The 25,457-nt window shown below is 62.1% G+C and carries 26 protein-coding genes; 11 read left to right on the forward strand and 15 right to left on the reverse strand.

From position 1 onward, the window contains the following. Positions 1–47: 47 nt before the first annotated feature. The gene (locus PJK54_RS12755; RefSeq protein ID WP_271303073.1) at positions 48–1,325 is read left to right on the forward strand and encodes a Zn-dependent hydrolase; all 1,278 of its coding nucleotides are present in this window, start codon (positions 48–50) and stop codon (positions 1,323–1,325) included. Positions 1,326–1,437: 112 nt separating this feature from the next. Here PJK54_RS12755 and PJK54_RS12760 read toward each other — a convergent pair whose 3' ends face one another. From PJK54_RS12760 to PJK54_RS12790, 7 genes are all read right to left on the reverse strand, one after another. Further along, the gene (locus PJK54_RS12760) at positions 1,438–2,199 is read right to left on the reverse strand and encodes a M15 family metallopeptidase (protein WP_176503719.1); all 762 of its coding nucleotides are present in this window, start codon (positions 2,197–2,199) and stop codon (positions 1,438–1,440) included. Between the two features lie 6 nt (positions 2,200–2,205). Then, complete coding sequence (locus tag PJK54_RS12765; protein ID WP_271303074.1) at positions 2,206–3,483, reverse strand: TRAP transporter large permease; 1,278 nt, start codon at positions 3,481–3,483, stop codon at positions 2,206–2,208. Beyond that, positions 3,480–4,055, reverse strand: coding sequence for a TRAP transporter small permease (locus PJK54_RS12770; RefSeq protein WP_254696465.1), 576 nt, complete (start codon positions 4,053–4,055; stop codon positions 3,480–3,482). Before PJK54_RS12770 ends, PJK54_RS12765 begins: the two co-directional genes overlap by 4 nt. A 184-nt stretch (positions 4,056–4,239) precedes the next feature. Further along, a complete protein-coding gene (dctP, locus tag PJK54_RS12775; protein WP_077377013.1) occupies positions 4,240–5,268 on the reverse strand; it encodes a TRAP transporter substrate-binding protein DctP in 1,029 nt (342 codons plus the stop codon). Between the two features lie 359 nt (positions 5,269–5,627). Beyond that, positions 5,628–6,503, reverse strand: coding sequence for an MBL fold metallo-hydrolase (locus PJK54_RS12780; RefSeq protein WP_077377015.1), 876 nt, complete (start codon positions 6,501–6,503; stop codon positions 5,628–5,630). 125 nt (positions 6,504–6,628) lie between these two features. Next, entirely contained in the window at positions 6,629–7,558 is a 930-nt protein-coding gene (locus PJK54_RS12785) for a LysR family transcriptional regulator (RefSeq protein WP_077377018.1), read from the reverse strand. Positions 7,559–7,720: 162 nt separating this feature from the next. Further along, positions 7,721–7,906 carry a hypothetical protein gene (locus PJK54_RS12790; protein ID WP_271303075.1) on the reverse strand — a complete coding sequence of 62 codons (186 nt, stop codon included), beginning with the start codon at positions 7,904–7,906 and terminating at the stop codon, positions 7,721–7,723. A 138-nt stretch (positions 7,907–8,044) separates the two neighbouring features. Between PJK54_RS12790 and PJK54_RS12795 the strand changes: the two genes are divergently transcribed. The 7 genes from PJK54_RS12795 to PJK54_RS12825 all read left to right on the forward strand — a co-directional run bounded on the left by PJK54_RS12795 (position 8,045) and on the right by PJK54_RS12825 (position 15,349). Further along, positions 8,045–8,947, forward strand: a complete 903-nt coding sequence (locus tag PJK54_RS12795; protein ID WP_136937950.1) for a LysR family transcriptional regulator — start codon at positions 8,045–8,047, stop codon at positions 8,945–8,947. 215 nt (positions 8,948–9,162) lie between these two features. Further along, positions 9,163–9,963, forward strand: a complete 801-nt coding sequence (locus PJK54_RS12800) for a putative hydro-lyase (protein ID WP_271303076.1) — start codon at positions 9,163–9,165, stop codon at positions 9,961–9,963. A gap of 92 nt (positions 9,964–10,055) precedes the next feature. After that, positions 10,056–11,102, forward strand: coding sequence for a TRAP transporter substrate-binding protein (locus PJK54_RS12805; RefSeq protein ID WP_271303077.1), 1,047 nt, complete (start codon positions 10,056–10,058; stop codon positions 11,100–11,102). 164 nt (positions 11,103–11,266) lie between these two features. Further along, the gene (locus PJK54_RS12810; RefSeq protein WP_054555982.1) at positions 11,267–11,872 is read left to right on the forward strand and encodes a TRAP transporter small permease subunit; all 606 of its coding nucleotides are present in this window, start codon (positions 11,267–11,269) and stop codon (positions 11,870–11,872) included. After that, positions 11,872–13,152 carry a TRAP transporter large permease gene (locus tag PJK54_RS12815; RefSeq protein ID WP_271303078.1) on the forward strand — a complete coding sequence of 427 codons (1,281 nt, stop codon included), beginning with the start codon at positions 11,872–11,874 and terminating at the stop codon, positions 13,150–13,152. Before PJK54_RS12810 ends, PJK54_RS12815 begins: the two co-directional genes overlap by 1 nt. Positions 13,153–13,265: 113 nt before the next feature. Beyond that, complete coding sequence (locus tag PJK54_RS12820) at positions 13,266–13,949, forward strand: DUF2848 domain-containing protein (protein ID WP_271303079.1); 684 nt, start codon at positions 13,266–13,268, stop codon at positions 13,947–13,949. Next, entirely contained in the window at positions 13,946–15,349 is a 1,404-nt protein-coding gene (locus PJK54_RS12825) for an amidase (protein WP_271303080.1), read from the forward strand. The genes PJK54_RS12820 and PJK54_RS12825 overlap by 4 nt, the downstream gene beginning before the upstream one ends. Before the next feature lie 138 nt (positions 15,350–15,487). Here the strand turns inward: PJK54_RS12825 and PJK54_RS12830 are convergent, their stop codons facing one another. From PJK54_RS12830 to PJK54_RS12855, 6 genes are all read right to left on the reverse strand, one after another. Then, positions 15,488–15,892, reverse strand: a complete 405-nt coding sequence (locus PJK54_RS12830) for an RcnB family protein (protein WP_271303081.1) — start codon at positions 15,890–15,892, stop codon at positions 15,488–15,490. A gap of 231 nt (positions 15,893–16,123) precedes the next feature. Further along, complete coding sequence (locus tag PJK54_RS12835) at positions 16,124–16,627, reverse strand: RcnB family protein (protein ID WP_271303082.1); 504 nt, start codon at positions 16,625–16,627, stop codon at positions 16,124–16,126. 486 nt (positions 16,628–17,113) lie between these two features. Next, positions 17,114–18,127, reverse strand: coding sequence for a zinc-binding alcohol dehydrogenase family protein (locus PJK54_RS12840; protein WP_077377046.1), 1,014 nt, complete (start codon positions 18,125–18,127; stop codon positions 17,114–17,116). A gap of 324 nt (positions 18,128–18,451) precedes the next feature. Beyond that, positions 18,452–19,642, reverse strand: a complete 1,191-nt coding sequence (locus PJK54_RS12845; protein ID WP_271303083.1) for an L-dopachrome tautomerase-related protein — start codon at positions 19,640–19,642, stop codon at positions 18,452–18,454. Positions 19,643–19,780: 138 nt separating this feature from the next. Next, positions 19,781–20,509: a glycine betaine ABC transporter substrate-binding protein gene (locus PJK54_RS12850; RefSeq protein ID WP_271303084.1), complete on the reverse strand. Its 729-nt coding sequence runs from the start codon at positions 20,507–20,509 to the stop codon at positions 19,781–19,783. A gap of 83 nt (positions 20,510–20,592) precedes the next feature. Further along, entirely contained in the window at positions 20,593–20,883 is a 291-nt protein-coding gene (locus tag PJK54_RS12855; RefSeq protein WP_024952318.1) for a putative quinol monooxygenase, read from the reverse strand. A 122-nt stretch (positions 20,884–21,005) separates the two neighbouring features. Between PJK54_RS12855 and PJK54_RS12860 the strand changes: the two genes are divergently transcribed. Further along, a complete protein-coding gene (locus PJK54_RS12860) occupies positions 21,006–21,893 on the forward strand; it encodes a LysR family transcriptional regulator (RefSeq protein WP_271303085.1) in 888 nt (295 codons plus the stop codon). A 178-nt stretch (positions 21,894–22,071) separates the two neighbouring features. Here the strand turns inward: PJK54_RS12860 and PJK54_RS12865 are convergent, their stop codons facing one another. Both PJK54_RS12865 and PJK54_RS12870 read right to left on the reverse strand, forming a co-directional pair. Continuing rightward, a complete protein-coding gene (locus PJK54_RS12865; RefSeq protein ID WP_271303086.1) occupies positions 22,072–22,356 on the reverse strand; it encodes a hypothetical protein in 285 nt (94 codons plus the stop codon). Between the two features lie 383 nt (positions 22,357–22,739). After that, positions 22,740–23,066 (reverse strand): hypothetical protein, encoded by a 327-nt coding sequence (locus tag PJK54_RS12870; RefSeq protein WP_271303087.1) that lies wholly within the window; start codon positions 23,064–23,066, stop codon positions 22,740–22,742. Between the two features lie 452 nt (positions 23,067–23,518). Between PJK54_RS12870 and purU the strand changes: the two genes are divergently transcribed. Together purU and PJK54_RS12880 are read left to right on the forward strand one after the other, a co-directional pair. Beyond that, positions 23,519–24,397: a formyltetrahydrofolate deformylase gene (gene purU, locus PJK54_RS12875; RefSeq protein WP_077377058.1), complete on the forward strand. Its 879-nt coding sequence runs from the start codon at positions 23,519–23,521 to the stop codon at positions 24,395–24,397. A 107-nt stretch (positions 24,398–24,504) separates the two neighbouring features. Further along, positions 24,505–25,452 (forward strand): bifunctional 5,10-methylenetetrahydrofolate dehydrogenase/5,10-methenyltetrahydrofolate cyclohydrolase, encoded by a 948-nt coding sequence (locus PJK54_RS12880; protein ID WP_271303088.1) that lies wholly within the window; start codon positions 24,505–24,507, stop codon positions 25,450–25,452. The last annotated feature ends 5 nt before the right edge of the window (positions 25,453–25,457 follow it).

Here is a 25,457-nt window from a genome sequence, read left to right on the forward strand (position 1 = left end):
CCGCACGACACATCACAAGAACAATATTCACGAGAGGAAGGAAATCGATGACCACTGCCCAGATGGATACCTCCCCCGTCAGCACCCTGAGCGAGCTGCGCACCGACAGTGATCGCCTGTGGCAATCCCTGATGACCCTGGCCGAGCTGGGCGCCACGCCCAAGGGCGGCGTCAACCGCCAGGCGCTGACCGAATTGGACCGCCAGGCGCGCGACCTCTTCATTCAATGGTGCAAGGCCGAAGGCTGCACGATCCGTATCGATGCCATCGGCAACATCTTCGCGCGCCGCGCCGGCACCGATCCGGACGCCCCGGCGGTAATGACCGGCAGCCACATCGATACCCAGCCCACGGGCGGCAAGTTCGATGGCTGCTTCGGGGTGATGGCGGGACTGGAAGTGCTGCGCAGCCTCAATCAGCACGACATTAAGACCCGCTGCCCGGTGGAGGTGGTGGTCTGGACCAACGAGGAAGGCTGTCGCTTCGCGCCCTGCATGATGGGGTCCGGCGTGCATACCGGCCAACTGTCATTGCACGAGATGCTGGCCCAGAAGGACACGGATGGCGTGACCGCCGGCGAAGCGCTGGATGCCATCGGCTATCGGGGCAGCGATGAGATCCCCCGCGAGAACGTGCGCGCCTTCTTCGAGAGCCATATCGAGCAGGGCCCGATCCTGGAAGATGAAGAGACCACCATCGGCGTGGTGATGGGCGCGCTGGGCCAGCGCTGGTTCGATCTGTCGCTGACCGGCCAGGAAGCCCATGCGGGCCCCACACCCATGTCGCTGCGCCAGGACGCCATGCTCGGGGCGGCCGAGATCACCGTCGCCGTCAACCGCATCGCCATCGAGCATGCACCGCACGGTCGCGGCACCGTGGGCGTGATGCAGGTCCATCCGGGCTCTCGCAACGTCATTCCGGGTCAGGTCAACATGACCATCGACCTGCGCTCGCTGGAGCCCCACTCCCTCACCGCGATGGTCGCCGAACTCAAGGAAGTCGTCGAAGCCGTCAGCCAACGTCACCGCCTGGCCTTCGAGCTCACCCCTACCGCCGACTTCGTCCCCGAGCACTTCGCCGACAACTGCGTGAACGCGGTGCGCAATGCCGCCAGCCAACTCGGCTACTCGCATCTCGACATCGTTAGCGGGGCCGGTCACGACGCCATCTTCATGGGCCGTATCGCTCCCGCCGGCATGATCTTCGTGCCCTGCGAAGGCGGTATCAGCCACAACGAGATCGAGAACGCCGCCCCCAAGGACCTGCACGCCGGCTGCAACGTGCTCTTCCACGCCATGCTGGATCAGGCCGAGATCGTCAGCTGAGGCGTGATTTCCCTTACACAGAATGACAGACGCCCCGCTCGAGAGGTCATCGAGCGGGGCGTCTTGTGTCTGGCGCTGTGCATGGCCTATCCGTGCGACCCGCCATGAGTCGCTATTGCAGAGACCGCTTCCAGAGACTCTCGATACTGTCCATCTCCGCCGGACCGAAGAGTGCCTCGGGCTCGCCGCGGTACCAGGCCCAGAGCTGATCCCCGAAGTCGAAGTGCCACCATTCGCTGGGCAGGTTGGTGAAACCGGCCTGGGTCATGACGTGATAAAGCAGCCGCCGGTTGTCGCGTGCCTCAGCCTGGGGCGTGTCTGCGCCAGGCGGATGACGTTCGAAATAATCGGCGTGGGATTCAGGTGTCGCCTCATCGAACAGCGTCCCCATCTCGAGCAGCAAGCCATCGGCATCGCAGATCGTGACATCCACGGCACCGCCTGTGAGGTGCGGGCTCGGCGCGTCAGGATCACGACTGGGCAAGGAGACGAATTCCCGCGTACGCGCCAGCAGCTGGGCCTCGCAAAGCGAGGGGTCATGCGTCTTGAGCGACTGATACAGCGTCTCGAAAAGATACTGCTGTACCCGCCAGGGTCGCCAGCCATCCATCACCACCAGCGACAGCCCTTCCGGCAAGGCGCGGGCGGCCTGCAGCAGGCGCTGATACACCGCACGCCGCACCAGACATTCATTGACCGCCCCGGGAATGCCGAGGCGTGCGTAGGCGGGATAGACCTTCAGGCATGACGGCCCGAGGCTGGTGGGCACCAGAGGACTGTCACAGCCCTTCACGGGGATGCAGGTCACCTGCGACCAATCCGGCTCGTCATGACTCGGGATGGCAGGAGGCGTAAAAGTCAGTGATGACGTCATGAGGTGTTATCCAGACAGGGTCGGCAACCACAGAGTTAAGGGCGGGAAGACGATCAGCATCAGCAGTACCGCGACTGCCACCAGCACGAAGGGCCAGATGGTGCGAAACAGTGAGGTGATCTCGAGCTTGCTGACCGCGGCGGCCACGAAGACGCAGGCCCCCATCGGCGGCGTGATCAGCGCGATAGTGATATTGAGCGTGATGATGACCCCCAGATGCACGGGGTCGATGCCGGCGGCCATGGCCACGGGCACGAAGATCGGCGTCAGCAGCATCAGCGCCGAGACCTCTTCCATGAACATGCCGGTGACGAAGGTGATGGCGCTGAGCAGCAACAGGATCAGGATCGGGCTGTCGATGTAGGGCGTCAGCAAGGCCACGAACTGATTGGGCACCTGGGCATAAGACAGCAGCCAGCTGACGATGGACGACACCGCCATGATCACGAAGATGGCACTGGTCAGACGCGCCGTATCCTTGATGGCACCCCATACCTCGACAAGCTTGAGCGGCCCCTGACACAACCCGCAGAGCAGGACGTAAGCGACGATCAAGGCGCCGGATTCCGTCGGGGTCACGATGCCCAGCACGATACCGGAGACGATGATCACCGGCGCGACCAGTGCCGGCAGCGCGCCGATGACTGCCGAGATCACTTCACTGCGTGCCGGTGCCTGACCGCGCGCCTGCAGGCCATGGCGACGGGCATACCAGGCATTCATCGCCATGAACGCCACCGCCAATACCAGTCCGGGCACGACCCCGGCCAGGAACAGGCTGCCCACGGAGGTATTGGTCAACGAGGCGTAGAGGATCATGAAGATGCTGGGCGGTATGATCGGCCCGATCAACGAGCTGCCTGCGGTCAGGCCTGCGGCGAAGGACGTCGAATAGCCTTCCTTGCGCATGGCGGGCACCAGCAACGAGCCGAGCGCGGAGGTATCGGCGACCGCCGAGCCATTGACGCCGGCGAAGAAGACGCTGGAGACGACGTTCACGTGGCCCATGCCACCGCGCAGATGCCCGACCATCAGCCGCGCCAGGCGCATCAGGCGTTCGGTCAGGCCACTGATGTTCATCAGGTTGCCGGCAAGGATGAACAGCGGAATCGCCATCAGCGAGAAGGCATTGATGCCACCGAAGAACTGCTGTGGTCCGAGACGTTCCAGCATCGAGATATCGATGAACAGAAAGCCGGTCACGGCGGTGGCGAGCAGGGAGAGAAACAGCGGCAGGCCCAGCAGGACGTGCACCACGAAGATGGCCAGCATTGCCCAGATCATGTGCGCGGCCCTCCTGTCCTGTCATCATGCGCCGGAAGGTCGGCGGCCTCCTCGTCCGGTGCGATCTCCAGGGTCTGGGATCTCAACGGCCGTGGGCCATGCAACAGCACCTGGGCCGTGATCAACGCGAAACCGATCGGCATCGACAGCATCGGCACGCTGCGGCTGATGCCCAGCCCCATGGTGCGGAACATGCTCGCCGACATGGCGTAGTGCCAGGTCATCCAGGTCGCGCCAGCCATCAATACGAGCGTCAGCCACCATTGGTAATGGATCAGCCCCCTGGCCAGGCGCGGAGGCAGACGCCGTTCCAGCAGCGCCACGCGCATGTGTGCCCCTTCTGCCCAGACGACGCCGATCGCCAGCATGACACTGGCGATGATGAGATAGCGGGTTAGCTCATCGACCCAGATGGGCGCGCCGCCCAGTACATAGCGCATCACCACGCCGTAGAGCATGATCAGCACCGTGGAAGCCAGCAGCATCGCCGCGAGCGCCAGCGTCACGCGGCCACAGGCATGCAGCAGGCCTTCCCTGAAAGAAGACAGTCGTGAAGGAGTCATGGAAGTCATTTACCGCAATCCACCAGAAAGGAGGGAGAATCAGAGCCCCGATGCCCGGACGACATTCCCCGGGCATCGGGGGAACTGCAGCATCAGCTCGTCAGGCCCAGGGCTCTCTCACGTCGAGAGGCGCTGACGTCGAGTCACGCTTGGGCACTTGAGCGCTGTGGAAACCACGCGCCTCACATGCCCCTCATGAAGAGAGACCGGCATCCTTCATCGCGGTATCGATCAGCTCTGGTGCGATGTCCTGACTCTTGAGCCACTCGAGGTAGGCCGGCTGGCCCTTGCTGCGAAATGCCTCGAGGTCTGCCTCGCTCGGGCGGATCACTTGCATGCCCTGCTCTTCAAGCAAGGCGATGCGTGACTCGACCTGGCTCTGGTTGTCCTGACGGGCCTGGGCATTAGCTTCCTTGACTGACTCGAGCAGTGCGGTGCGCTCTTCGTCAGACAGGCTCTCGAGCAGCTGACCATTGGCGACCAGGAACTGATCCGAGTATTGGATGTTGGCCAGCGTCAGGTACTTCTGCACTTCCTGCAGACTGCCCAGCAGGATGTACATCGGCGGGTTCATCTGGCCATCCGCCACCCCGGTACGCAGCGCCATGTAGACTTCCGTCCACGGAATCGGCGTACCCGAGGCGCCGAAGGCCTCATAGAGCGCTACCTGGCTCGGGTCCATCGCGCGGAAGCGAAGCCCCTCGAAGTCATCGGGGCTGGTGATCGGACGCTTGTCGTTGGTGAACGCCAGAAAGCCCCCCTCCTCCACGACGGCCAGAATCTCGGCGCCGTTGGTGCGCTCACTGAACAGTTGCTGCACCTGCTGCCAGTACTGACCTTCATCGAAGAAACGACGCGCCTCATCAAAGCCGTCGAACATGAACGGCGTGGCGCTGACATAGACTTCCGGCACGATGGGGGCCATGCCCGCGAAGGAGGCGATGTTCAGGCTCGGTGCGCTGATGACCTGCTCCATGCGTTCTTGCTCCTCTCCCAACATGCTGTTGGGGTAGAGCTTGAGCTCCAGCTCACCATCGGTCTTCTCTTCCACCAGCGTCTTCAGGTTGCTGGCAAAGACGTGCACGGCATTCTTGTCGGCATCCGGTGCGCCGTTGTAGCTGAGATTGATGGTCTGGGCCTGCACGCTGGCCGCCAGCAGGCTGAGCGCCAGAGTGGAACCGGTAAGCGTCTTGCGCAGCAGAGATGTCTTGGACAAGGACATGTGGATTCCCTTTTGTTTTTGTAGATATCGGTGGTATGCGGCGGGAGAAACGCCGTCCCGGGGATATGGCACTGTGGCCAGCCGGGTGGTAGGCGTTACCCTCACACGTCGAAAGTAGCGTTGTCGCTGTAGACTAATCAATCATGCGAGTGTTGTTTTTTCGTCCACACCCATTGGACCTGACAAGCCCATCTCAGGCTTGGCGTTCCCACAGACCTGACATATCCAAAGACCTGACGTACCCAAAGACCAAGATGGCCCCGAAAACCGGAGTTTTCGGGGCCATTTCAATGACACGGCGAGGCCGTGCTGAACTAGGCAGTGTTGAGCGAAGCAGGGCTGAACGAGGCGCTACATCGTCAGTGGGTATGCTCACCCTTGAGATCACTGCGCCAGCCCATGCCGGACTCTTCCATCAGGCGTTCATGTACGCCCTCGATATTGAGACCGACCCACTCCTCATACTGAGCCAGATCCCTGTACTCGGAGAGATCGACCTCCTGCTGGATCTGCTCCAGTGACTTGCCGGCAAGAATGCCCTCCGTCACCTGGGAATACAGTGACTCCAGATAGGTCAGGTAGCGTTCGACATCGGCGTGATCACCGATCTCGGCATGCCCGCCAACGAAGGTGTCGAAGTCATATTCCAGCACTTCACGCGTCGAATTGATCATGCCCTGGATGTCATAGCTCCAGAGCTTCTGCCACGGCATGCGCCCGATGACGATCCAGTCCACCACGTACATCGTGGTGTGGTCCTTGAAGTACATGCTGATCGACCCGCGCCCGTCATTCGGGCCGTGATAGCGCAGCTGGACTTCCTTGCCGCCCAGTCGCAAGGTCATTTCATCCTCGAAGACGAGATCCGGCGGTACGGCCTTCGCCCGGGTGTTGGCGATATCCTGAGCTGCCAGCCGGTGCGCGATGAAGGTGGTATCCGGCGTGTCGAAGACCTCGCCGCCATAGATGTGATCACTGTGGTTGTGGCTATACACCACATAGCGAACCGGAGTGTCGAAGCGCTGCTTGATCTCGTTGTTCAACCAGCTCGCCGCAGCGTGATTCATCGGGTCCGTCACCAGCGCGCCCTGATCGGTGATCATGAACACGGAGCGATGGCGATCATCGATGAATCGATAGAGCCCCTCTCCGAGAGGTTCTATCTCATAGGCCTGGGCCTGCAGACTGAAAGGAAGCGCTGCCAGCGCCAGTAGTGTCTTGAGGGGGCTCAGCATCGGAGGAAATCCTCGCATCAGGTGTTGTTGTCGTGAGATATCACTATGCCCAGACTCTGATACGAGAAGCCGTCAAGACTGGATGCGCCGAGGATTGACCCACTCGCGGCGCTGTCCAGCGGGTGTCACTTGCCAAGCAGGCGCGGCGCGTCTGCGGTGAAGAACCGCAATCCCTGCTGCAGGTGGGTAAGGCAGGCCTCGACGGCCACCGTCATCTCACGCCCGCGCCGCGTACATATCTGCGCGCGGGTCTGTGCCAGGGCCGGATGCTGCATCGGCAGCAGGCAGATATCGCCACGCCGCAACTCCTCCACCACGCTGAGCTCGGGCATGAAGGTGACACCGATCCCTGATCTCACGAAGTTCTTGAGCACCGAGACGGAATTGGTGCGCAATTGCGCGCGCAGCGAGACCCGCTCCTGCTGCGCCGCCTGATTCACCATCTGGCGCATGCCGGTGCACTCGTCGATCAATGCCAGTGGCCAATCCGCCACCTGTGCAAGCGTCAATGGCTTGCCGATCTCGAGCAGCGGATGTGCCGCCGGCACGATCAGGTCCAACGGCTGGCAGGTCTCCACATGACAGCAGAGAATCGGGTCTACCGGCGGGGCGTAGAGCAGCGCGATATCCACCTCGAAGTCGCGCAACAGCTCGGTCGCCTCATTCACCCCCGCCATGCGCACCACGACTTCGATACCGGGATGACGCGCCATGAAGCTCTGCAAGGGCAGCGAGATCAGATCGGCGATGAAGCCCTCGCCCACCGCGATTCTCACCTCACCGCTACGCAGCCCCTGCAGGGCACTCAGCTGCGAGAGCGCTGCGGCCTCCGCCGCCTGCTGACGATGGAAATGATCCAGCAGCAATACGCCGGCCTGGGTTGCACGCATGCCCGTCTCGCTGCGCTCGCACAGCGCGACACCCACCTCTTCTTCCAGCTGCTTGATCTGGCGGCTGACGGCGGAAGGGTCGAGATTCAAGTGTCTGGCCGCGCGGCGCAGTGAACCCCGGCGGATGATTTCATTCAGCGCCGTCAGCGCCTTGGGATTGAGCATGGAATACGGTACCTGCCGGCAGCGATGGGAATGAGGCCAGATTCAGGACACCTCAGACGTCCTGGCAAGTCGAGCGACTCGAGAAGTGGCGTGTCACGATACACGACAAGCGCTCAGCAACGAAAAGGAGCCGCATGAGCGGCTCCTTGTGATTCGATGTGATCAGCAGTTGCCTTTCTTGGCCTGCCCCGGCGGACAGAAGCTGCCACCTCCACGCTTGTGATCATGATGTCCATCACCGATTTCGATGATAGGCTCGGCATCGATTCGCGCCGGCGTATAACTGCACCCCGCCATGAAAAAGGTGCCCAGCATCACCAGGCTGACAAGTCGCATACTAGTCTTCATCATCATTCCTTTTCATGAAAATCAACCATCTCTTGATGCCTCACATCGTACCGGAACACAAGCAGCAGAGAACGCAATTTCTCAACGAATGATAGTGTGGGCCCAGGGTTGCATCATCCATTGAGACAGGATCTGGCCATGTTCGATTTCAAGGAAGTGGAAGCCTTCGTGTGGATCACCCGCCTGGGATCGTTCCGACTGGCTGCCCAGCATTTGCATCTGACCCAGCCGTCGATCTCCGAACGTATCAACAAGCTGGAAACCACCCTGGAAACCCGCCTGCTGGAGCGCACTCGCCGACCGGTACAGCCCACTCTCAAGGGGCGCGAATTCTATCGTCACGCCGAGGCGCTGCTGGAAGCGCGCCAGAAAGCGCTATCCATGATGGCGTTGAGCACGCCCTTCCAGGGCGTGTTGCGACTGGGCGTCGTGGAGACCGTGGCGCACAGCTGGCTGCCCGGCTTTCTGGCCGAACTGGCGCGCCGTTACCCGGATCTCACCCTGGAACTGGAAGTCGACAGCTCCCCGGGGCTTGCCGCCATGCTCACCGCCGGCGATATCGATCTCGCCTTCCTGATGGGGCCGGTCACGGCGGAGAACGTGCTCAACCGCTTTCTGTGCAACTACACGATGGGCTTCGTGACCAGCCCGTCTCTTGGCTTCACCGAAGACAACTTCTCCTTGCGACGCCTGAATGCTCTGCCGCTGATCTCGTTTGCCCGCAACAGCCGGCCGCACCATGAACTTGGCTCCATGCTGCATCAGATGGGACTCGATGACGTGAAGCTGCATTGCTCAAGCTCCTTGTGGACCATCGTGCGCATGACCCTGGATGGCCTGGGCGTCGGCGCCATCCCGCCGCGCATCGTCGCCGAGGAAATCCGCCAGGGCACCCTGCTCAGCCTGCCCTGCGACCTGCCCGAGCTGACCTTCACCGCCTCCTGGCCGACCCATATGGAAAGCGCTCTCGCCGAAGGCGTGTGTGAACTGGCCATCGAGATCGCCCGCCAGGATCAGGAGGCGCATTCACGCCTGTCCTGAGCATCGCTGTCTGCCAACGACGCTCTCGCATTCCCCATGTTCCTGCTCCCACGTTTCCTGTCTCGCTCACGTCTCACGGGCCTGCGACGGGCCATTTCACACACCACATGAAAGGAATTTCCGATGACTTGACTCGATAAAAATCGATTGGATTTATCTGGGCGTGCTTCTTATGGTGAAGACAGACAACAACAACTTCACAAGAAGCCCCCACGATGCCCCAGACACTTCTCAGTGCCGCGTCGTCCCCCCGCGAGGCGCGCGAACAGATCCGTAGCGGTCATTGGGCCAGCCACACCAGCGGTATCGCTGCAGGCTTTGCCCAGACGAACCTGATCATTCTGCCAGCCGAGGCTGCCGGCGAATTCCTGCAGTTCTGCCAGGCCAATCCCAAGGCCTGCCCGTTGCTGGATGTCACGGCCGTCGGTTCTCCCGCCCCGACAGGGCTCGGTGAGAACATCGACCTGCGCCACGACCTGCCCGCCTATCACATCTACCGTCACGGCAAGCTTGTAGAAACGCGCACGGATATCGCCGCCCTGTGGCAGGACGATTTCGTGGCGTTTTCCATCGGTTGCTCGTTCTCGTTTGAAGAGGCGCTGCTCAACGAAGGCGTCGAGGTTCGCCATGCGCGCCTGAAGCGCAACGTGCCGATGTATCGCACCAACATTCCGCTGATCAGTGCCGGTCGTTTCCACGGCAACCTGGTGGTGTCCCTGCGTCCGATGTCGGCGGCGCATGCCATTCGCGCCATCCAGATCACCACCGACATGCCCCGCGTCCACGGCGCGCCCGTCCATCTGGGTGACCCCGCCTTGATTGACATTTCCGATATCAACACCCCTGATTTCGGCGATGCACCTACGCTTGAGACAGGCGACCTGCCGGTGTTCTGGGCCTGTGGCGTCACGCCGCAACTGGCGCTGGAGAATGCGCGCCTGCCGTTGGCCATCGCACACAGCCCGGGCCACATGCTGATCACCGATATCCCCAATCATCGCCTCAAATACGGATGACCGCTTGTGGGAGCCACGGACCTGCTCCGCAACAGACAAGACCGTCAGATTCTTTCGATAACACCAGATGCACAACAACAATGGTGACTCCCATGAAGACACGTTTTGCCCTCTCCGCCCTGGGTCTCGCGCTCGCCGCTGTCGGTAGCGCCAATGCTGCCGACACCCTCAACGTGGTAGGCAGCTGGAGCAGCCTGGAGCTCAACCGTCAGTTCGAGAAGCCCTTCTGGAGCGAGACGCTGCCAGCAGCCAGCAGCGGTGAACTCAGCACCCAGGTGACCACCTTCGACCAGATGGGCATCCCCGGCTCTGACGTCTATCGCTACCTGGGCGATGGCGTCTTCGATGTCGGCATGACCGTGGCGGATTACACCGTGTCGGACGCGCCGGAACTCGAAGGCCTGGATCTGCCGATGATGGCTCCGACGGCCGAGGAGGCCCAGAAGGTGGCCGAAGCCTTCCGCCCACTGGCTGAATCCGCCATGAACAAGCGCTTCAACAGCCATGTGCTGGCGATCGTGCCGTATCCGGCCCAGGTGCTGTTCTGCAATACCCCGATCGAAGGGCTCGATGGTCTGAAGGACAAGAAGGTACGTGCCAGCGGCCGCTCCACCGGTGAGTTCATCGAGGCGCTGGGCGCGCAGAGCCTCAACATCGCCTTCAACGAGGTGCCGGGCTCCCTGGAACGTGGCGTGATCGACTGCGCCGTCACCGGCTCGCTCTCCGGCTACAGCGCCGGCTGGCACGAAGTCTCCAGCCACCTGATGCCGCTGCCGCTGGGCGGCTGGGATTACGTGATCACCGCCATCAACCAGGACAAGTGGCAGAGCCTGAGCGCTGATAGCCAAACGCTGATCCAGCAACAGGTGGACAGCGAGTTCACCGCGCCGGTGTGGGAAAACGCGCGTGGCGAGACCGCGCGTGGCGTGGCCTGCCTGACCGGTGAAGGCGATTGCCCGCTGGGCAAGAGCGCCGACATGACGCTGGTCGACTTCAGCGATGACGATGCCAAACGCGCACGTGCGGCGCTCGAAGACACCGTCCTGCCTGCTTGGGCGGCACGTGTCGATGCCGAGACGCGCACGGACTGGAACGAGAGTGTCGGCAAGGTCGTCGGCCTGACCGCCACCGCGGAGTGATCCACCGGCCCCTGCTCGCGAAGGGCTGTTCGTGGGCAGGGGTCGATAGCCCCGCCCTGCCCGGATACGGCAGACATGCTCCCCAGAGACACGGCGCTGAACGCCCGCACCTCGCCTGATTGGCACGGATCAGCGTCGTTCACCGCCCCAGCAGGACCCGACTCATGAACTCCTTCCTTCACGCACTCGATGTCCTCGTGTCCCTGACACGCGCGATATCGCGCCACGCCGCACGCCTGATGGGCCTGCTGTTGCTAGCCGTCGTGGTCTTCATCGGCGCGGAAATCCTCATGCGCCAACTGTTCAATCATCCGCTGCCCGGCGTGCACGAATATGCCGGCTATGTGCTGGCGATGCTCTCGGCGTGGGGTCTATCCCACACCCTGATGGAGCGTGCCCACATCCGTATCGATGTCGTGCATGGCAAGCTGCCGGCCTTCTCGCGCCACACGCTGGATATCCTCGCGATGCTGGCGCTGAACCTGGTGGCCTGGGTGATCCTGATCAATGCCTGGCCGGTGCTCGGCAAGTCGCTGAGCAACGGCTCCACCGCCAATACCCCGTTGGCGACACCGCTGTGGATTCCGCAGCTGCTGTGGCTGTCCGGTTATGCCTGGTTCGCGATCACCACCAGCGTGCTAGGACTGCGCGTTCTCGTTGCCGCCTGTCTGCGTGATACCACCACGCTGGAGACACTGGCCGGCCCCGATCACGGAGAAAGCGAAGGGGCTCTGGCCCAAGCGGCCTCCACGACCAAGGAGACACGCTGATGTTGGGCTTTCTTTCGGTAGGTATCCTCACCCTGCTGCTGGCCGGCATTCCCGTTGCGGTCACCCTCTTCCTGCTCGCCTTCGGGATCGACCAGTTCTATTCCTTCTTCCCGCTGACCAAGGCACTGGGCCAGAACCTGTGGTCTGCTGCGGACTCCTTCCTGCTGATCGCGATTCCGCTCTTCGTGCTGATGGGCGAGATCATCGTGCGCGCCGGCATCGCCGAGAAGGCCTACCGCGCGATGGACCACTGGCTGTCGTGGCTGCCGGGCGGTCTTCTGCATGCCAACATCACTACCTCGGCGCTGTTCTCGGCGACCTCGGGTTCCTCGGTCGCGACAGCGGCGACGGTCTCGACCGTGGCGCTCCCTCAGGGCAAGAAGCTCGGCTACGACCCCAAGCTGTTCTGCGGCAGCATCGCCGCGGGCGGCACCCTCGGCATCCTGATCCCGCCGTCGATCAACCTGATCGTCTATGGCTTCCTGACCGAGACCTCTATCCCGAAGCTGTTCATGGCCGGTCTGGTACCGGGCCTCGGCCTGGCAGCGCTGTTCATGCTGGCCTCGCTGCTGCTGTGTGTCTGGAAGCCATCGCTGGGGGGCCCGCGTAAGAGCGCGAGCTGGAGCACCCGCCTCAAGAGCCTGTCGTTCCTGCTGCCGCTGCTGGTGCTGTTCATCGTCATCGTCGGCTCCATCTATCTGGGCTGGGCGACGCCCACCGAAGCCGCCGCCATCGGCGTGCTGGCCTCACTGGGCCTCGCCGCCATCAACCGCTCGCTGAACCTGTCGATGATCAGCCGCGCGCTGGACGGCACCGTCAAGACCACCTCGATGATCCTGTTCATCATCATGGCGGCCTCCTTCCTCAACTTCGCGCTGGCCTCCTCCGGCATGGTCCAGCAGGTCACCGGCCTGCTCGAAGCCTATGACCTGGGTCCCTTCGCGCTGCTGATGGCGGTGATCGCGGTGTTCATCGTGCTCGGCTTCTTCATCGAGACCCTGTCGCTGATGGTCATCACCATTCCCATCGTCACCCCGCTGATCGTCGCGGCCGGTTACGACAAGGTGTGGTTCGGCATCGTGATGATCCTGTTCGTCGAGCTGGCGCTGATCACCCCGCCAGTCGGCTTGAATCTCTACATCGTGCAGGCCTCACGGCGTGGCGAAGCCTTCGCCGACGTCATCATCGGCACCCTGCCGTACCTGAGCGCGATGCTGGTGATGGCAGCGCTGCTGGTGGCCTTCCCGCAGATCGCGCTGTGGCTGCCTTCGGCACTGTAAACCTGCTCTAGCCTGGCACCTGCTGGCAAGCCGGCAGGTGTCATTGGCGCCCCACCGTTCATTCAAGAATTTTTCAAAGAACAACGACAACCCCGATAACGGAGCGATAAACCATGCTGACCTTTACCCATGACAACGGCGAATTCACCCTTGATATCCAGCGCGTCGCGATTGCCGGCTGGGCCGGACGCGACCAGGCGGGCGTGCAGCACCATATCGACGAGCTCAAGCTGCTGGGTGTGGCACCGCCCTCCCAGACTCCGCTGTTCTACCGCGTGAGCCGCGAGACCCTGACCCAGGCCTCTCAGGTCGCGATGCTCGGCGGCGAAGGCTCAGGTGAGGTCGAGACCTGTCTGGTCAGCGACGCCGAGGGCACCCTTTGGGTGACGATTGCCTCGGATCACACCGACCGCAAGCTCGAAGCCGTCGGCGTCGCCGAATCCAAGCAGCTGTGCGCCAAGCCGATTGCCCGCCACGCCTGGAAGCTTAGTGAGGTCATCGATCACTGGGACAGCCTCGAGATCGAGAGCGAGATCGAGGACGCCGGCAAGACCGTGCGCTACCAGCAGGGCACCCTCGCCGAGCTGCTGCCGGTCGCCACTCTGATGGAGCGCCTGCCCGCCGCCATCGCCAAGGATGACAGCCTGGCCCCCAATAGCGTGCTGCTGTGCGGTACCGTGCCGGCGATCGGTGGCATCCGCCCCAGCCCGAGCTTTACCATGCGCCTGATCGACCCGCAGACGGGTCGTCGCATCGAGCACCGTTACGAGGTGGAAGAACTTGAGGTGGTGGCATGAGTGATGAAGGCATGAGCGCTGAGCGCGTGAAGATGGACAACGCCCGTGAATTCTGGGCGCGCTCGCCCCGCCAGCGTACGTTGACGCAGCTGCTGGCCGCCTACCAGGCAGGCAGTTTCGGTCCCGAGCAGACTGCCACGGTGCTTGCCGAGCGCCATCAGGCCCTGGGCGAGACCGCCAGCCACAGCATCATCAGCCGCGATGACGCGGTCATGAGCGCGCAGGCAGCGGCCCAGCAGCAACTCAAGGCGGCTGCGACGTCGTTGCCGCTGGGAGGGGTCCCTGTCTCGATCAAGGATCTCTTCGATGAGGCCGGCATGACGACGCTGGCAGGCTCGCGCGCACTGGCAGAGAGTCACCCAGCCGACCAGGACGCTCCGGCGCTGAGCCGCCTGAAAGCCGCCGGCATTCTGCACGCCGGTCGCACCAGCATGAGCGAGTTCGCGTTTTCTGGCCTTGGCCTCAACCCGCACGTCGGCACGCCGCCCAACCCCTTCGATGGCGAGCGCATCACCGGCGGTTCGACCTCCGGCGGGGCGGCCTCCGTCGCCTTCGGGCTGGCCGCGGCGACCCTGGGCAGCGATACCGGCGGCTCGCTGCGGATTCCGGCGGCCTTCTGTGGGCTGACGGGCTTCAAGCCGTCACAGGCCAGCGTGCCGGGAGATGGCGCCTTTCCGCTGTCACCGAGCCTGGACTGTATCGGCCCCATCGCGCCCAGCGTCGCCTGCTGTCGCACGCTGTGGGAAGTCCTGAGCGGTGAGGTTGCTGACCCGACGCCCCTCACTCGCCCGCTGACACTGCTGGTGCCGGAGAGCGAGCTGGTCAGTGAAGTGGACGCCGATGTAGCCGCCGACTTCGCCGCCCTGCTGGAACGACTCGAGGGGCTGGGTGTTCGCCTCCAGCGTGCGCCGGTCGAGGCCATCGAGGCCGCTTACGCCATCAATCAGCGCGGCGGCCTGGTCATTCCGGAAGCGGCCGCCGTGCATCACGAACTGCTGGCTGCCCATGAAGATCAGTATGATCCGCTGATCGCCGAACGCCTGAATGGCGGGCGTGATATCACGGCCAGCGAGTATCTGGCGCGCCTGTGGCCGCGCACCGCCATCCAGCAACGCTTCGCCCAGCAGGTGCAGGATGTCGATGCGGTGCTGATGCCGACCGTGGCCATGCGTGCCCCGCGTCGTGACCTGCTGGAGCAGGATGGCGCGCTATTTGCCCAGCTCAACAAGCGTGCGCTGCGCAACACCAGCGTCTTCAACTATCTGGATGCCAGCTCGATCTCGATTCCCGCGCCGGCACCACAGAACGAGGAACCGCTGGGCCTGATGCTGTCACGCCCCCAGGGCCAGGATGTGGCGCTGCTGCGCGTCGCCCAGGCGCTGGAGACACTGCTGGCCTGATGATGCTGTCCCGGCTGACCGCAAGACGAAAAAAGGGGCCTCCATCTGGAGGCCCCTTTTCCATGACACGGTTCTGATGACACGGTTTTCATTGTGCGATGCCATGGCGTGGTCAGTGGACTGTCAGTCCAGGCGGCATCACTGATTGAGAATGATCGCCGTGATCACACCGGTCGCGACGGCCGTCAGAACGTAGCGGCCATCCACATTCAACCAGCGATGCCCTTCCGGCGGCCGGGACAGGTGGTGTGCCTTCCAGTCACTTACCCAGTAACGCTTGTTGCCGTAATAATCGCGCGAGACGTGGTCGCCCCGCTTCCAGTGCTGGGGCCCAGCGGAATGATGCCCCGCACGGGCCTTACCGTGTCCTTGCGCTGCATGTTGCTGCTTGGCCTGGTGCTTCTGAACTTGCTGATTGCCTTGAGAGTGCTTGCGTTGCTGCTGATGCTGGCCTTGCCCACGATCATCAGGAGCCGCCTGCGCGACGGAGGCGCTCATTAGGGCAATCACCATGCTGCAGACTGTCAGGGTGCGGTTGCGCATCTTCGATCTCCTCGTCATGCCCGGGCACGTTCAACACCGGGAATTAGAAAACACTGTTCCCTAATTCTGATGACTTACGCTGCACTCTGCAAGTCTGCGCAGATTTCTTCACGTTTCCCGACAATGTGACCGAAGTTGTCGCCAAGATACCCACAGATGTCGCGACTTACCGACAGTGGTACCACGCAACACGACGAGATCCTGTTACGGGTGCCATGTCAGAAGTGCGGTTCACGGCCCAAGCAGTATCTCTTCAATGGTGCCGCTCTGAATATCCGTCAGGACGAATCCGCTGCGAAGCTGGAGCCAGCGCTGACCTGCGCTAGGTTCGGGTAGCTGATGTCGCTGCCAGTCCTCCACCCAGAGCGCCTTGTCAGACGCCAAGGCATCGGGCAACTGACCGCCACGTCTGAGCAGAGGCCCAGGTGACGCTGCCTTCGCATCGGACTTTCCTGCCGGAGGAGTCTCCGGGGCGGCCTTGTCCGCAACGGCCTTGGTCGGGACAGCCTTGTCCGCAACCGCCTTGTCCGCCTGCGCTTCTGCAGCCTGGCGTTGTTTCTGAATCTGCTTCAGCTCATGCATCTGCTCGGCCTGAACGCGTTCAGCCTTGGCCTGCCCTTCTAGCGCTTCGTGCTTCTTCTTGAGCTGCTCTTCATGACTCTTGCCGTCATCCGCGGCCTCGGCCTGCACCACCGAGGCACTTAACAACGCCAACGCCAGAGTCAGCCCCGTCAATGACCACCTGTTCATGTCTTGTCTCCTCGTCAGGCTGTATGCCTCTGGCGCCCTGAGCCCGGCTCAGACAACCATGAGTGGTCCCGGGAAGCGATGTGTCAGGCCCCCTGTTCTCCCCTCTCAGCATAACGCGTCAGCAGCGCAATGTGCGGTCGGATAACTCTCATCGGAACGATCTTTTATATGCCTGACAAGCACTTGACGCCAGATATCGCCCACCTGACCCAGATGAGAGGTGATCCCCGGGATCTCGGCAACGTACTGCCGCCACTGTCTCGACTCACCCCGTGAGGCGGTCAGGGAGCCAAGGGTTGCCGTGTACGATGGCCTGCGCGCCTTCATGCGCCAGCGATGCCCGGCGCTCGTCGCTCGTCGCTCGTCGCTCGTCGCTGACCAGGATATTGGCAGCCCCTCTCCCGGACACAGGCGTGCGACCGGTTGCCCGGCCGCACGCCTTTCACTTCACCGCCTCAGCAGTGGGTTCGATCAGAAGCCTTCAAGCACGATCTTGCCCCTGGCCTTGCCGCTTTCCAGCAAGGCATGTGCGCGCTTGAGATTTTCGGCATTGATGGTGCCGAAGGTCTCCGTTGCCGTGGAGGTGATCTTGCCAGTGTCCAGCAGACCCGCCACCTTGGTGAGGATCTCGCCCTGACGCGCGATATCAGCGGTAGTGAACAGTGAGCGAGTGAACATCAGCTCCCAGTGGATGGACACGGCCTTGCCCTTGAACGGCACCACATCGAGGGTCTGCGGATCATCGATCATGCCGAAACGCCCCTGCGGCGCGATCAACTCAGCCACTTGCGGTGCGTAGTGCTCGGAGAAATTGGTCGAGAACACGAAGGCCGGTGCACCGATGCCCAATGCCTCGATCTGCGCCGGCAACGGCTGGCTGTGGTCGATGACGTGATGCGCGCCCAGCGACATGACCCACGCTTGGGTTTCTGGACGTGACGCGGTGGCAATGATGGTCAGATCCGTCAGTGCGCACAGCAGCTGGATGGTGATGGAGCCCACGCCACCGGCCCCGCCGATGATCAGGATGGCACGTGCAGCGCCGGGTACCGGCTCGGTGACACGCAGGCGATCGAAGAGCATCTCGAAGCCGGTCAGCGTGGTCAGCGGCAGCGCAGCCGCCTCATGGACCTCAACGGACCTGGGCGCATGGCCGACGATGCGCTCATCCACCAGATGGAATTCGCTGTTGGTACCGGCGCGGGTGATATCGCCGGCATACCAGACCTTGTCACCTGCGGCGAAGGAAGTGACCTTGTCACCGACGGCGACGACTTCCCCTACGGCGTCCCACCCGATGACGGCAGCTTCGCCTGCGGCCGGCTCGCGGCTTTCGCGGATCTTGTAGTCCACCGGGTTGACCGAGACAGCGGCAACCTTGACCAGCAGGTCGTGACCGGTGGCGACCGGTGTGTCCAATTCGATATCGACCAGGGCATCATCACGATCGATGGAACCGGCAGCGTAGTAACCAATGGCTTTCATCAAAGTCTCTCCTGAGATCATGTCAGTCACGGCAGCGCTAAATGGCTTTGCCGTGAAGCGATGACACCATGCTAACTCCATGGGATGAGCGTAAAAACGACCCATATCCGCAAAGTTAATCCGGATAAAGCGGATAATGAGCAGCGAGTTTGCGGGTTGCATCCAGGGAGACACCAGCGGGTCGTCGGCTACAGAGGCGAGGGACAAGAGACGACAACGCAGGACGGTCATCAGACACGTCCTGCGTTGGAGAAATACGCTGACAGGCAAGACAGGGCGAAGGACTGGCCAGACAAGCCCTTCGCCTGCCGCAAGCAGAGCCTGTCAGTTGGCGGGTGTCAGCTTGAGCAGGTAGTAATGCTTGTCGCTGCCATCGACACCCTGATTGAGCGCCGGGTGAGCATTCAGCTGATTGGTGGTGAGGTAGAGGCTGCCATCGGGCGCGAAGGCGAAGCCATCCGGCCAGCGCAGACGCTCATCATCCTGGGCAATGACCGACATGCCTTCGGGAGAGGAGAAGGTCAGCGCATTGTGCTCTGCGTCACCGGCGATGATGCCGCCGCGACTGGCGTCGAAGATGAAGCCATCATTGGGACGCTTGGTGGCGTAATGGGTGATGGCGCGCGACAGCTCCGCCTGCGTGGCAGTGTCATCGGCCAGCTCAGCCGCCGGTAGACGATAGATATCACTGCCATTCACGCCACCGAAATACACGACGTCTTCTGCCGGGTCGAAGGCGATGGCGTTCAATCCCAGGTACCAGGGCTTCGGCTCGCCACTCTGCTCTCCCTCGCCATCACCATCGCCCTTGGCCGCCATCAGACGCCCATTGATGACCATGTCATGCGCCACCGGCATCATCCTTTCATCGCTCTGCAGCACACGGCGCGTCTTGCCACTGGCGATATCCACCACCACGAAGGCCGGTTTCATGTGGGAGGCGGAGGCAGTGAAGGTCATGTCCGCGATATAGATCTTGCCGCGCCTTTCATCGATGACGAAATCCTGCAGGAAGGAGATCGGCAGCACGCTGTCTCCCCCAAGCGGGATCACCTTCTTGAGCGAATCACTGCGGGTATCCCAGCCCACCAGCTTGGGCGCACTGTCCTGACTGCCCATGTCGAGCATCCACACCACGCCCTGACGGTCGGAATGTACGCCGATGATTGACGCGATGCCGACCTCGCCTTCTGCCGGGCCATCGGCCCAATCCAGGGTCGGGAATGGCACACGCTTGCCGTCCTGGGTGATCTCGACCACGCGCAGTGCCGGAGTATCGAGTGGCTGCTGGGACATGATCAGGCGACCATCCGGCGTGAAGGTGATATTGCCGGGGCGGGTGTCCGAGTACTCGGCAAAGGTACTGAGGGTCGCGTGGCTCCAGGCACTGGCTGCGGCGCTCTGGTGGTTGTCGGCGGAGGCTTCAGCCGTTGTGGCATCAGCCTGCACGGCAGAGGCAGCGCTGACGCCCAGCGAGGCGATGAAGATGGCAGTCTTGAGGCGAGAAAACGGCATGGGGGCTCCTTGCCCGCCGGTTGGCGCTGTGCGCCGGGCCGGCAGGGTCGATGAAGATGAGATAGAGAGACTGGACGCTGACGTGGTCATCGCCCGGGGGCTGTAGAGATTGAGGTGCGACGAATCAGGCGCAAAGAATCAGGCGCGACGGCGCAGTTCATCTTCCAGTTCACTGAGACGCGGATTGCCGATGTAGAGCTGGGAGAGATCCTTGAGCGTCGCGGCGCCAATACGCAGACGTGCGTCCTTGCGCACCACCAAGGTGGCGTCATCTCGGGTACCCAGAAGCCCCTTGGGCTCATTGAGGGCGCGAATCCGGTAGCGATGATGCAGGAACTGCGGATGCCACAGCGGCACCACGACCCAACGCCCCTCGGCGACGGCGGCTTCGTAGCGATCAATGCACTCCGCTTCGCTACCGGTGCGGAAGACATACCCGGCTGCGCCCAGGCTGTACTGCTTGATGATCTCGGCCGAGAAGCGGCTGATGCCGGCACCGGGATTGATGCCCTGGATCAAGGGTTCCATCTTGCTCAGCGCCGGTTCCCGCAGCAGGTCCGTGACGCTTGCCACGGCACTTTCCGGCACATGATCCGGCACCCCCCAGATGCAATAGGGTTCATACAGGACAGTGATCTTGTCGACATCGTGCAGCATAGGTGCCAGATAGGCCTCATGGCTCGACGGCAGCCAGGCAGAGGCCAGAATGTCGATCTCCCCTCGCCCCAGCATCGCGAAGGCCGCTTCGTGCGGCGCACTGGTGAAGGTGACGTCATGACCGTGACTTTCGAGAATACGGGCCACTTCCCAGGCACTGGCTTCGTGAAAGGACAGCGCGATATGGCCGATGCGGATAGGGTCTGTCATGGCAGCCTCGAGTGGGTGGACGTTGCAGAGGGAGAAAGCGAGCAAGTCAGGCGTTGCCGCCATGAAAAGCCAGGACCCACACCTCAGGCGAAAGCCGTCATCTCTTGCAAGGTGAACTCAGTGACCGCGCCTTCTGTCGCTGCCACGTACTCTTCCAGATGCGGTGCCTGCATGTGCTGCTGCCACAGCTCACGCGAGACCCAGTTCTCGTGAAAGGTGAAATGTGCCGGATTCTCGTTGTTCTGATGCAGGGTGTAAGTGAGGCAGCCTTCTTCAGCGCGGGTGATCGGCACCAGCTTGAGAAGCGCCGCCTTGACCTTCTCGATCTGGTCCGGCTTGGCGTGGATATTGGCGATGATGGTCAACTGGGACATGGAAGGAACTCCGTGATGTGTCAGGAAGGCTTGAGTTGCTCAAGCGATGTGATCATCCTAGTCACAAGCCTTGTCCGTATAAACATCCCCTTTTCGCAAAGATAATTCGGAAAAACCGCACAATGCTACTGGACAACATCGCGCTGTTTCTGACCATCGTCGAGAAAGGCAGCCTGACCGCCGCGGGGCGCGAGACGGGACTGTCGCCGACGACGGTATCGGAGCGTCTGGCTTCACTGGAGGCGCACTACGGGGTGGTGCTGCTCAACCGCACCACACGTGCCATCAGCCTGACCGAAGAGGGCCGCACGCTGATGGAAGAAGCCCGTGGTCTGCTCGACAGTGTCTCGGAGCTTGAGACCCGCATCCGCCTGGGTGCCCAGACACTCACCGGTCGAATTCGCATCAGCGCACCGAGCGATCTGGGTCGCAACGCCCTGTCACGCGCCATCACCGAATTTCAGCGTCAGCACCCCACCATCGAGATAGAGCTGCTGCTGTCGGACAGTTACATCGATATCGTCAGTCAGGGGATCGATCTTGCGCTGCGTTTCGGCACCATCATGGACAGCACACTGCGCGTGCGTCATCTGGGTCAGAAACGTCGCCTGCTATGTGCCTCTCCCGCCTATCTGGCGCAGCACCCCGCGCCACTGACGCCGGCCGATCTCAAACACCACAACTGTCTGGTGATGCGCTTTGGCAAGAGCCTCGACAATGAATGGCACTTCGGCAACCACAAGGTGCCACAGATCGTCACCGTCAGCGGCAATCGCATCGCCAATGATGGGGAACTGGTGCGCCAATGGTGTCTGGAAGGGTTTGGTATCGCCCTGAAATCGGAAGTCGACGTGGCGGACGACTTGCGCGAGGGTCGCCTCGTGGAGCTGCTGCCGGAGCACGCTGCTCCGCCCTCACCGCTTCAGCTGCTGTTCCCGCCCGCCCGCGCTCAACCACGCCGCGTGCAGGCCTTCGCCCAGCATCTGGTCGAGACCTTTTCGAACCACTGATCGGCCAATGCCCGCCCGGCTCGCCCATTCTCCTGATGACGTGCCGGGCAAAACGCACTTCCCGGCAAGAGACGACTCCTGCGCGGCCTTGGGGATCCCCCCACGAAAAAGCCCCCGCCAGCCTGAGGCTGACGGGGGCTGGGGGTCACATGACTCCCCCGAATCCTGGGGGTTCAGATCACTTGAACTTGTCTTCGTAGCTGGACTTGGTGGACTTGGCAGAGCTGACCTTGTCACTTGCCTTGGTCTTGGCAGAGCTGACCTTGTCACTTGTCTTGGCCTTGGCAGAGCTGGCCTTGTCACTTGCCTTGTGCTTGGCAGAGCTGACCTTGGAAGAGGCACTGTCAGTCCGGGAAGTCACCTTGGAACTGGCGTTGTCCTTGGCTGTGGTGTACTGGGACTTGGCACTGTCCTTCGCCGCATCAGTGTAGGAATTTGCCATTGCCACTGAGGAGCCAGCCATGCCCATTACCATGAGTGCTGCAATCGTCATCCTGCGCATCGTACCTACTCCTTTCTACTCGCGAATTGTCCCATTCCTGACCTGAAGACCAGGGTCCAGGGAGACAGGGTGGTGGCACACTAACTCCTTGATATTTATGTTCGCAAGCCAGTCAGGCTCGCTTGACGAATGCTTGCATCTTGTCGAGGTGAGCGTATGAAACACGCGACGTCAGCGTCTGATGACGCACACCAGAGGCACATCGCCTGCCGCGCCAGACGGGGGCAGATCTCAAGGAGCGTGCCCGGCATGCAAAGACCCCCTGCAACCGGAGGCTTCAGGGGGTCTTGTCAACAGCGGGCAGCTGCCCGACTCAAGCCGTGCCGAGCAAAAGCGTCATGCCATCAGTGGCGCTCGTTCTTGAGCACGTCAGCATAGTTCTTCTTCTGATAGCGGGAATTGGTATCGCTCGCCTTGGACCTGGCATCGCTCGCCTTGTTGCTCACCTTGGACTTGGCATCGTGGGCCTTGCTGGCGACGTGAGAGGGCTTGTCAGCCACCTGCCCGGAAGCAGCCGACTTGTGAGATTGGGCAGAGGTCCTGACGCTGTCCTTGTGCTGGGTGTACTGGGACTTGGCAGCGTGGCCATCATCGACCGGGTTGCCGGCCATCGCTACGCTGGAACCGGCCATGCTGACCACCATCAGTGCCGCGATCGTCAATGTGCGCATCGTGTCTACCTCATTGTCTTGCAGGAATACTGGCTCAAGAGGTCACACCTCAAGGCATACAATGAGTGAACACTAACGTGTTGATATTGCAGCCAGCAATTGCCCAACCGGGATATGACGATTCCTTTCACGTTACTCGCAGGCTGTAGCCAACTCGAGACGAGCGTGTCTCATCAGGCACCTGTCCCACCCTTGCCCGCCTCATGGCTTTACCCTGCTCCGCGATCCCCCAAAGCGGTAAAAATTCATCAGTGAATTATTGTCTTCATTTCATGGACGCTAACACCGGTCGACGCGTCGATCAGGCTTGACCCAGCGCCAGAAAAACATTGTTATTTACTTGAGAAGAAAATTAAGTCACTGACAGGAAATAACCGAATCCAAACCACGTCAGTGAATGAGGTTCTTCATATCACAACAACAATGCCTTTCTGCCGACATCGGAGCCCAGAATGCCTCACGCGACCTGCACCTCAGACGATCACTTCATCCTCACCATCAGCTGCCCGGCGACGTCCGGCATCGTGGCGGCCATCACCACCTTCCTGACCACTCACGAGTGCTACATCAGTGAGCTGGCGCAGTACGATGATGAGGACAAGGGGCAGTTCTTCCTGCGCGCTCGCTTCCGTTTCAACACGGGCATCGAAGGCGATATCGAGCGTATGCGTCAGGCCTTTGAAGATGTGGCGGCGCCCTTCGAGATGCAGTGGCAGATCCACGGTGGCAAGGACAAGATGCCGGTGCTGATCATGGTCTCCAAGTTCGACCATTGCCTGGATGATCTGCTCTACCACTATCGCAAGGGTGAGCTGGACATGCAGATCACCGCGGTCGTCTCCAACCACCTGGACCTGCGCCCGATGGTCGAGCGCGAAGGCATCCGCTTCGTCTACCTGCCGATCACCAAGGACACCAAGGCGCGCCAGGAAGCGGCCTTGATGGACATCGTCGAGGAAACCGGCACTCAACTGGTGGTACTGGCGCGCTACATGCAGATTCTCTCCGATGAGCTGTGCCAGAAGCTGGCCGGGCGCGCCATCAACATCCACCACTCCTTCCTGCCGGGCTTCAAGGGCGCCAAGCCCTACCACCAGGCACACGCCCGCGGGGTCAAGCTGATCGGCGCCACCGCCCACTACGTCACGGCAGACCTCGACGAAGGGCCGATCATCGATCAGGCCGTACAGCGGGTCGAGCACAATTTCGCCCCGGATGACCTGGTCGCCGCTGGCCGCAATACCGAGACCCAGGCGCTGACCAATGCCGTGCGCTATCACATCGAACACCGCGTCTTCCTCGCCAATGATCGCACCGTGATTTTCAAGTAAGGCGTCAAATAAGTCTTCAAACAAGGCGTCAAGCAAGTCTTCAAACAAGCCTTCAAGACAGACCACGCGTGAATCATCGGCCGTCACCCAAGGGAGGAAGGGCAGTCATGAATACCCAAGCGACACCCACCGCGATCGCGGACGAGACACTCGCACAGCCCACCGCCGCCGTGATCGATGGCAAGGCCGCCTCGGCGCGACTGCTGGAGGAAGTCACGGCAGAGGTCGCCGGCCTCGCACGACAGGGCGTGATACCGGGGCTTGCCGTCGTGCTGGTCGGCGAGGACCCGGCAAGTCAGGTGTATGTGCGCAACAAGCTCAAGCGTACCGTCGAGTGTGGCATGCAGTCCTTCGAGCACATCCTGCCCAGCGAGACCCGCGAGGCCGAGCTGCTGGCGCTGGTAGCGAAGCTCAATGCCGACGCTGATGTGCACGGCATCCTCGTCCAGCTGCCGCTGCCGACCCATATCCAGGAAGATGCGGTGCTGGAGGCCATCGACCCCGCCAAGGACGTCGACGGCTTCCATCGCATGAACGTCGGCGCACTGGTCCAGGGCGCCGATGCCCTGGCGCCCTGCACCCCTACCGGCTGCATGCGCCTGCTGCGTGACACCTTTGCCGAGCGCGGTGGTGATCTCTCCGGGCTGCATGCGGTGATCATCGGGCGCTCCAACATCGTCGGCAAGCCGATGGCCAGCCTGCTGCTGGCCGCCAACTGCAGCGTTACCCAGCTGCACTCACGCAGCCAGAATCCCGCCGAACTCTGCCGCCAGGCCGATATCGTGGTGGCCGCGGTCGGGCGCCCGAACATGATCGGCGCTGTCTGGATCAAACCCGGTGCCGTGGTCATCGATGTGGGCATCAATCGCATCGCGCAGTCCGCCGAGGAAAGCCCTACCGGCAAGGCGCGCACGCGACTGGTCGGAGATGTGGACTTCGCTGCGGTCAGCAAGATCGCCGGCGCCATCACGCCTGTCCCGGGGGGCGTCGGCCCGATGACCATCGCCTGCCTGCTCGCCAACACCCTGACTGCCGCGCGTCGCCAGTCGGCCTGAACCAC

This window comes from Cobetia sp. MMG027, from assembly GCF_027947415.1.
Classification (GTDB): domain Bacteria; phylum Pseudomonadota; class Gammaproteobacteria; order Pseudomonadales; family Halomonadaceae; genus Cobetia; species Cobetia marina.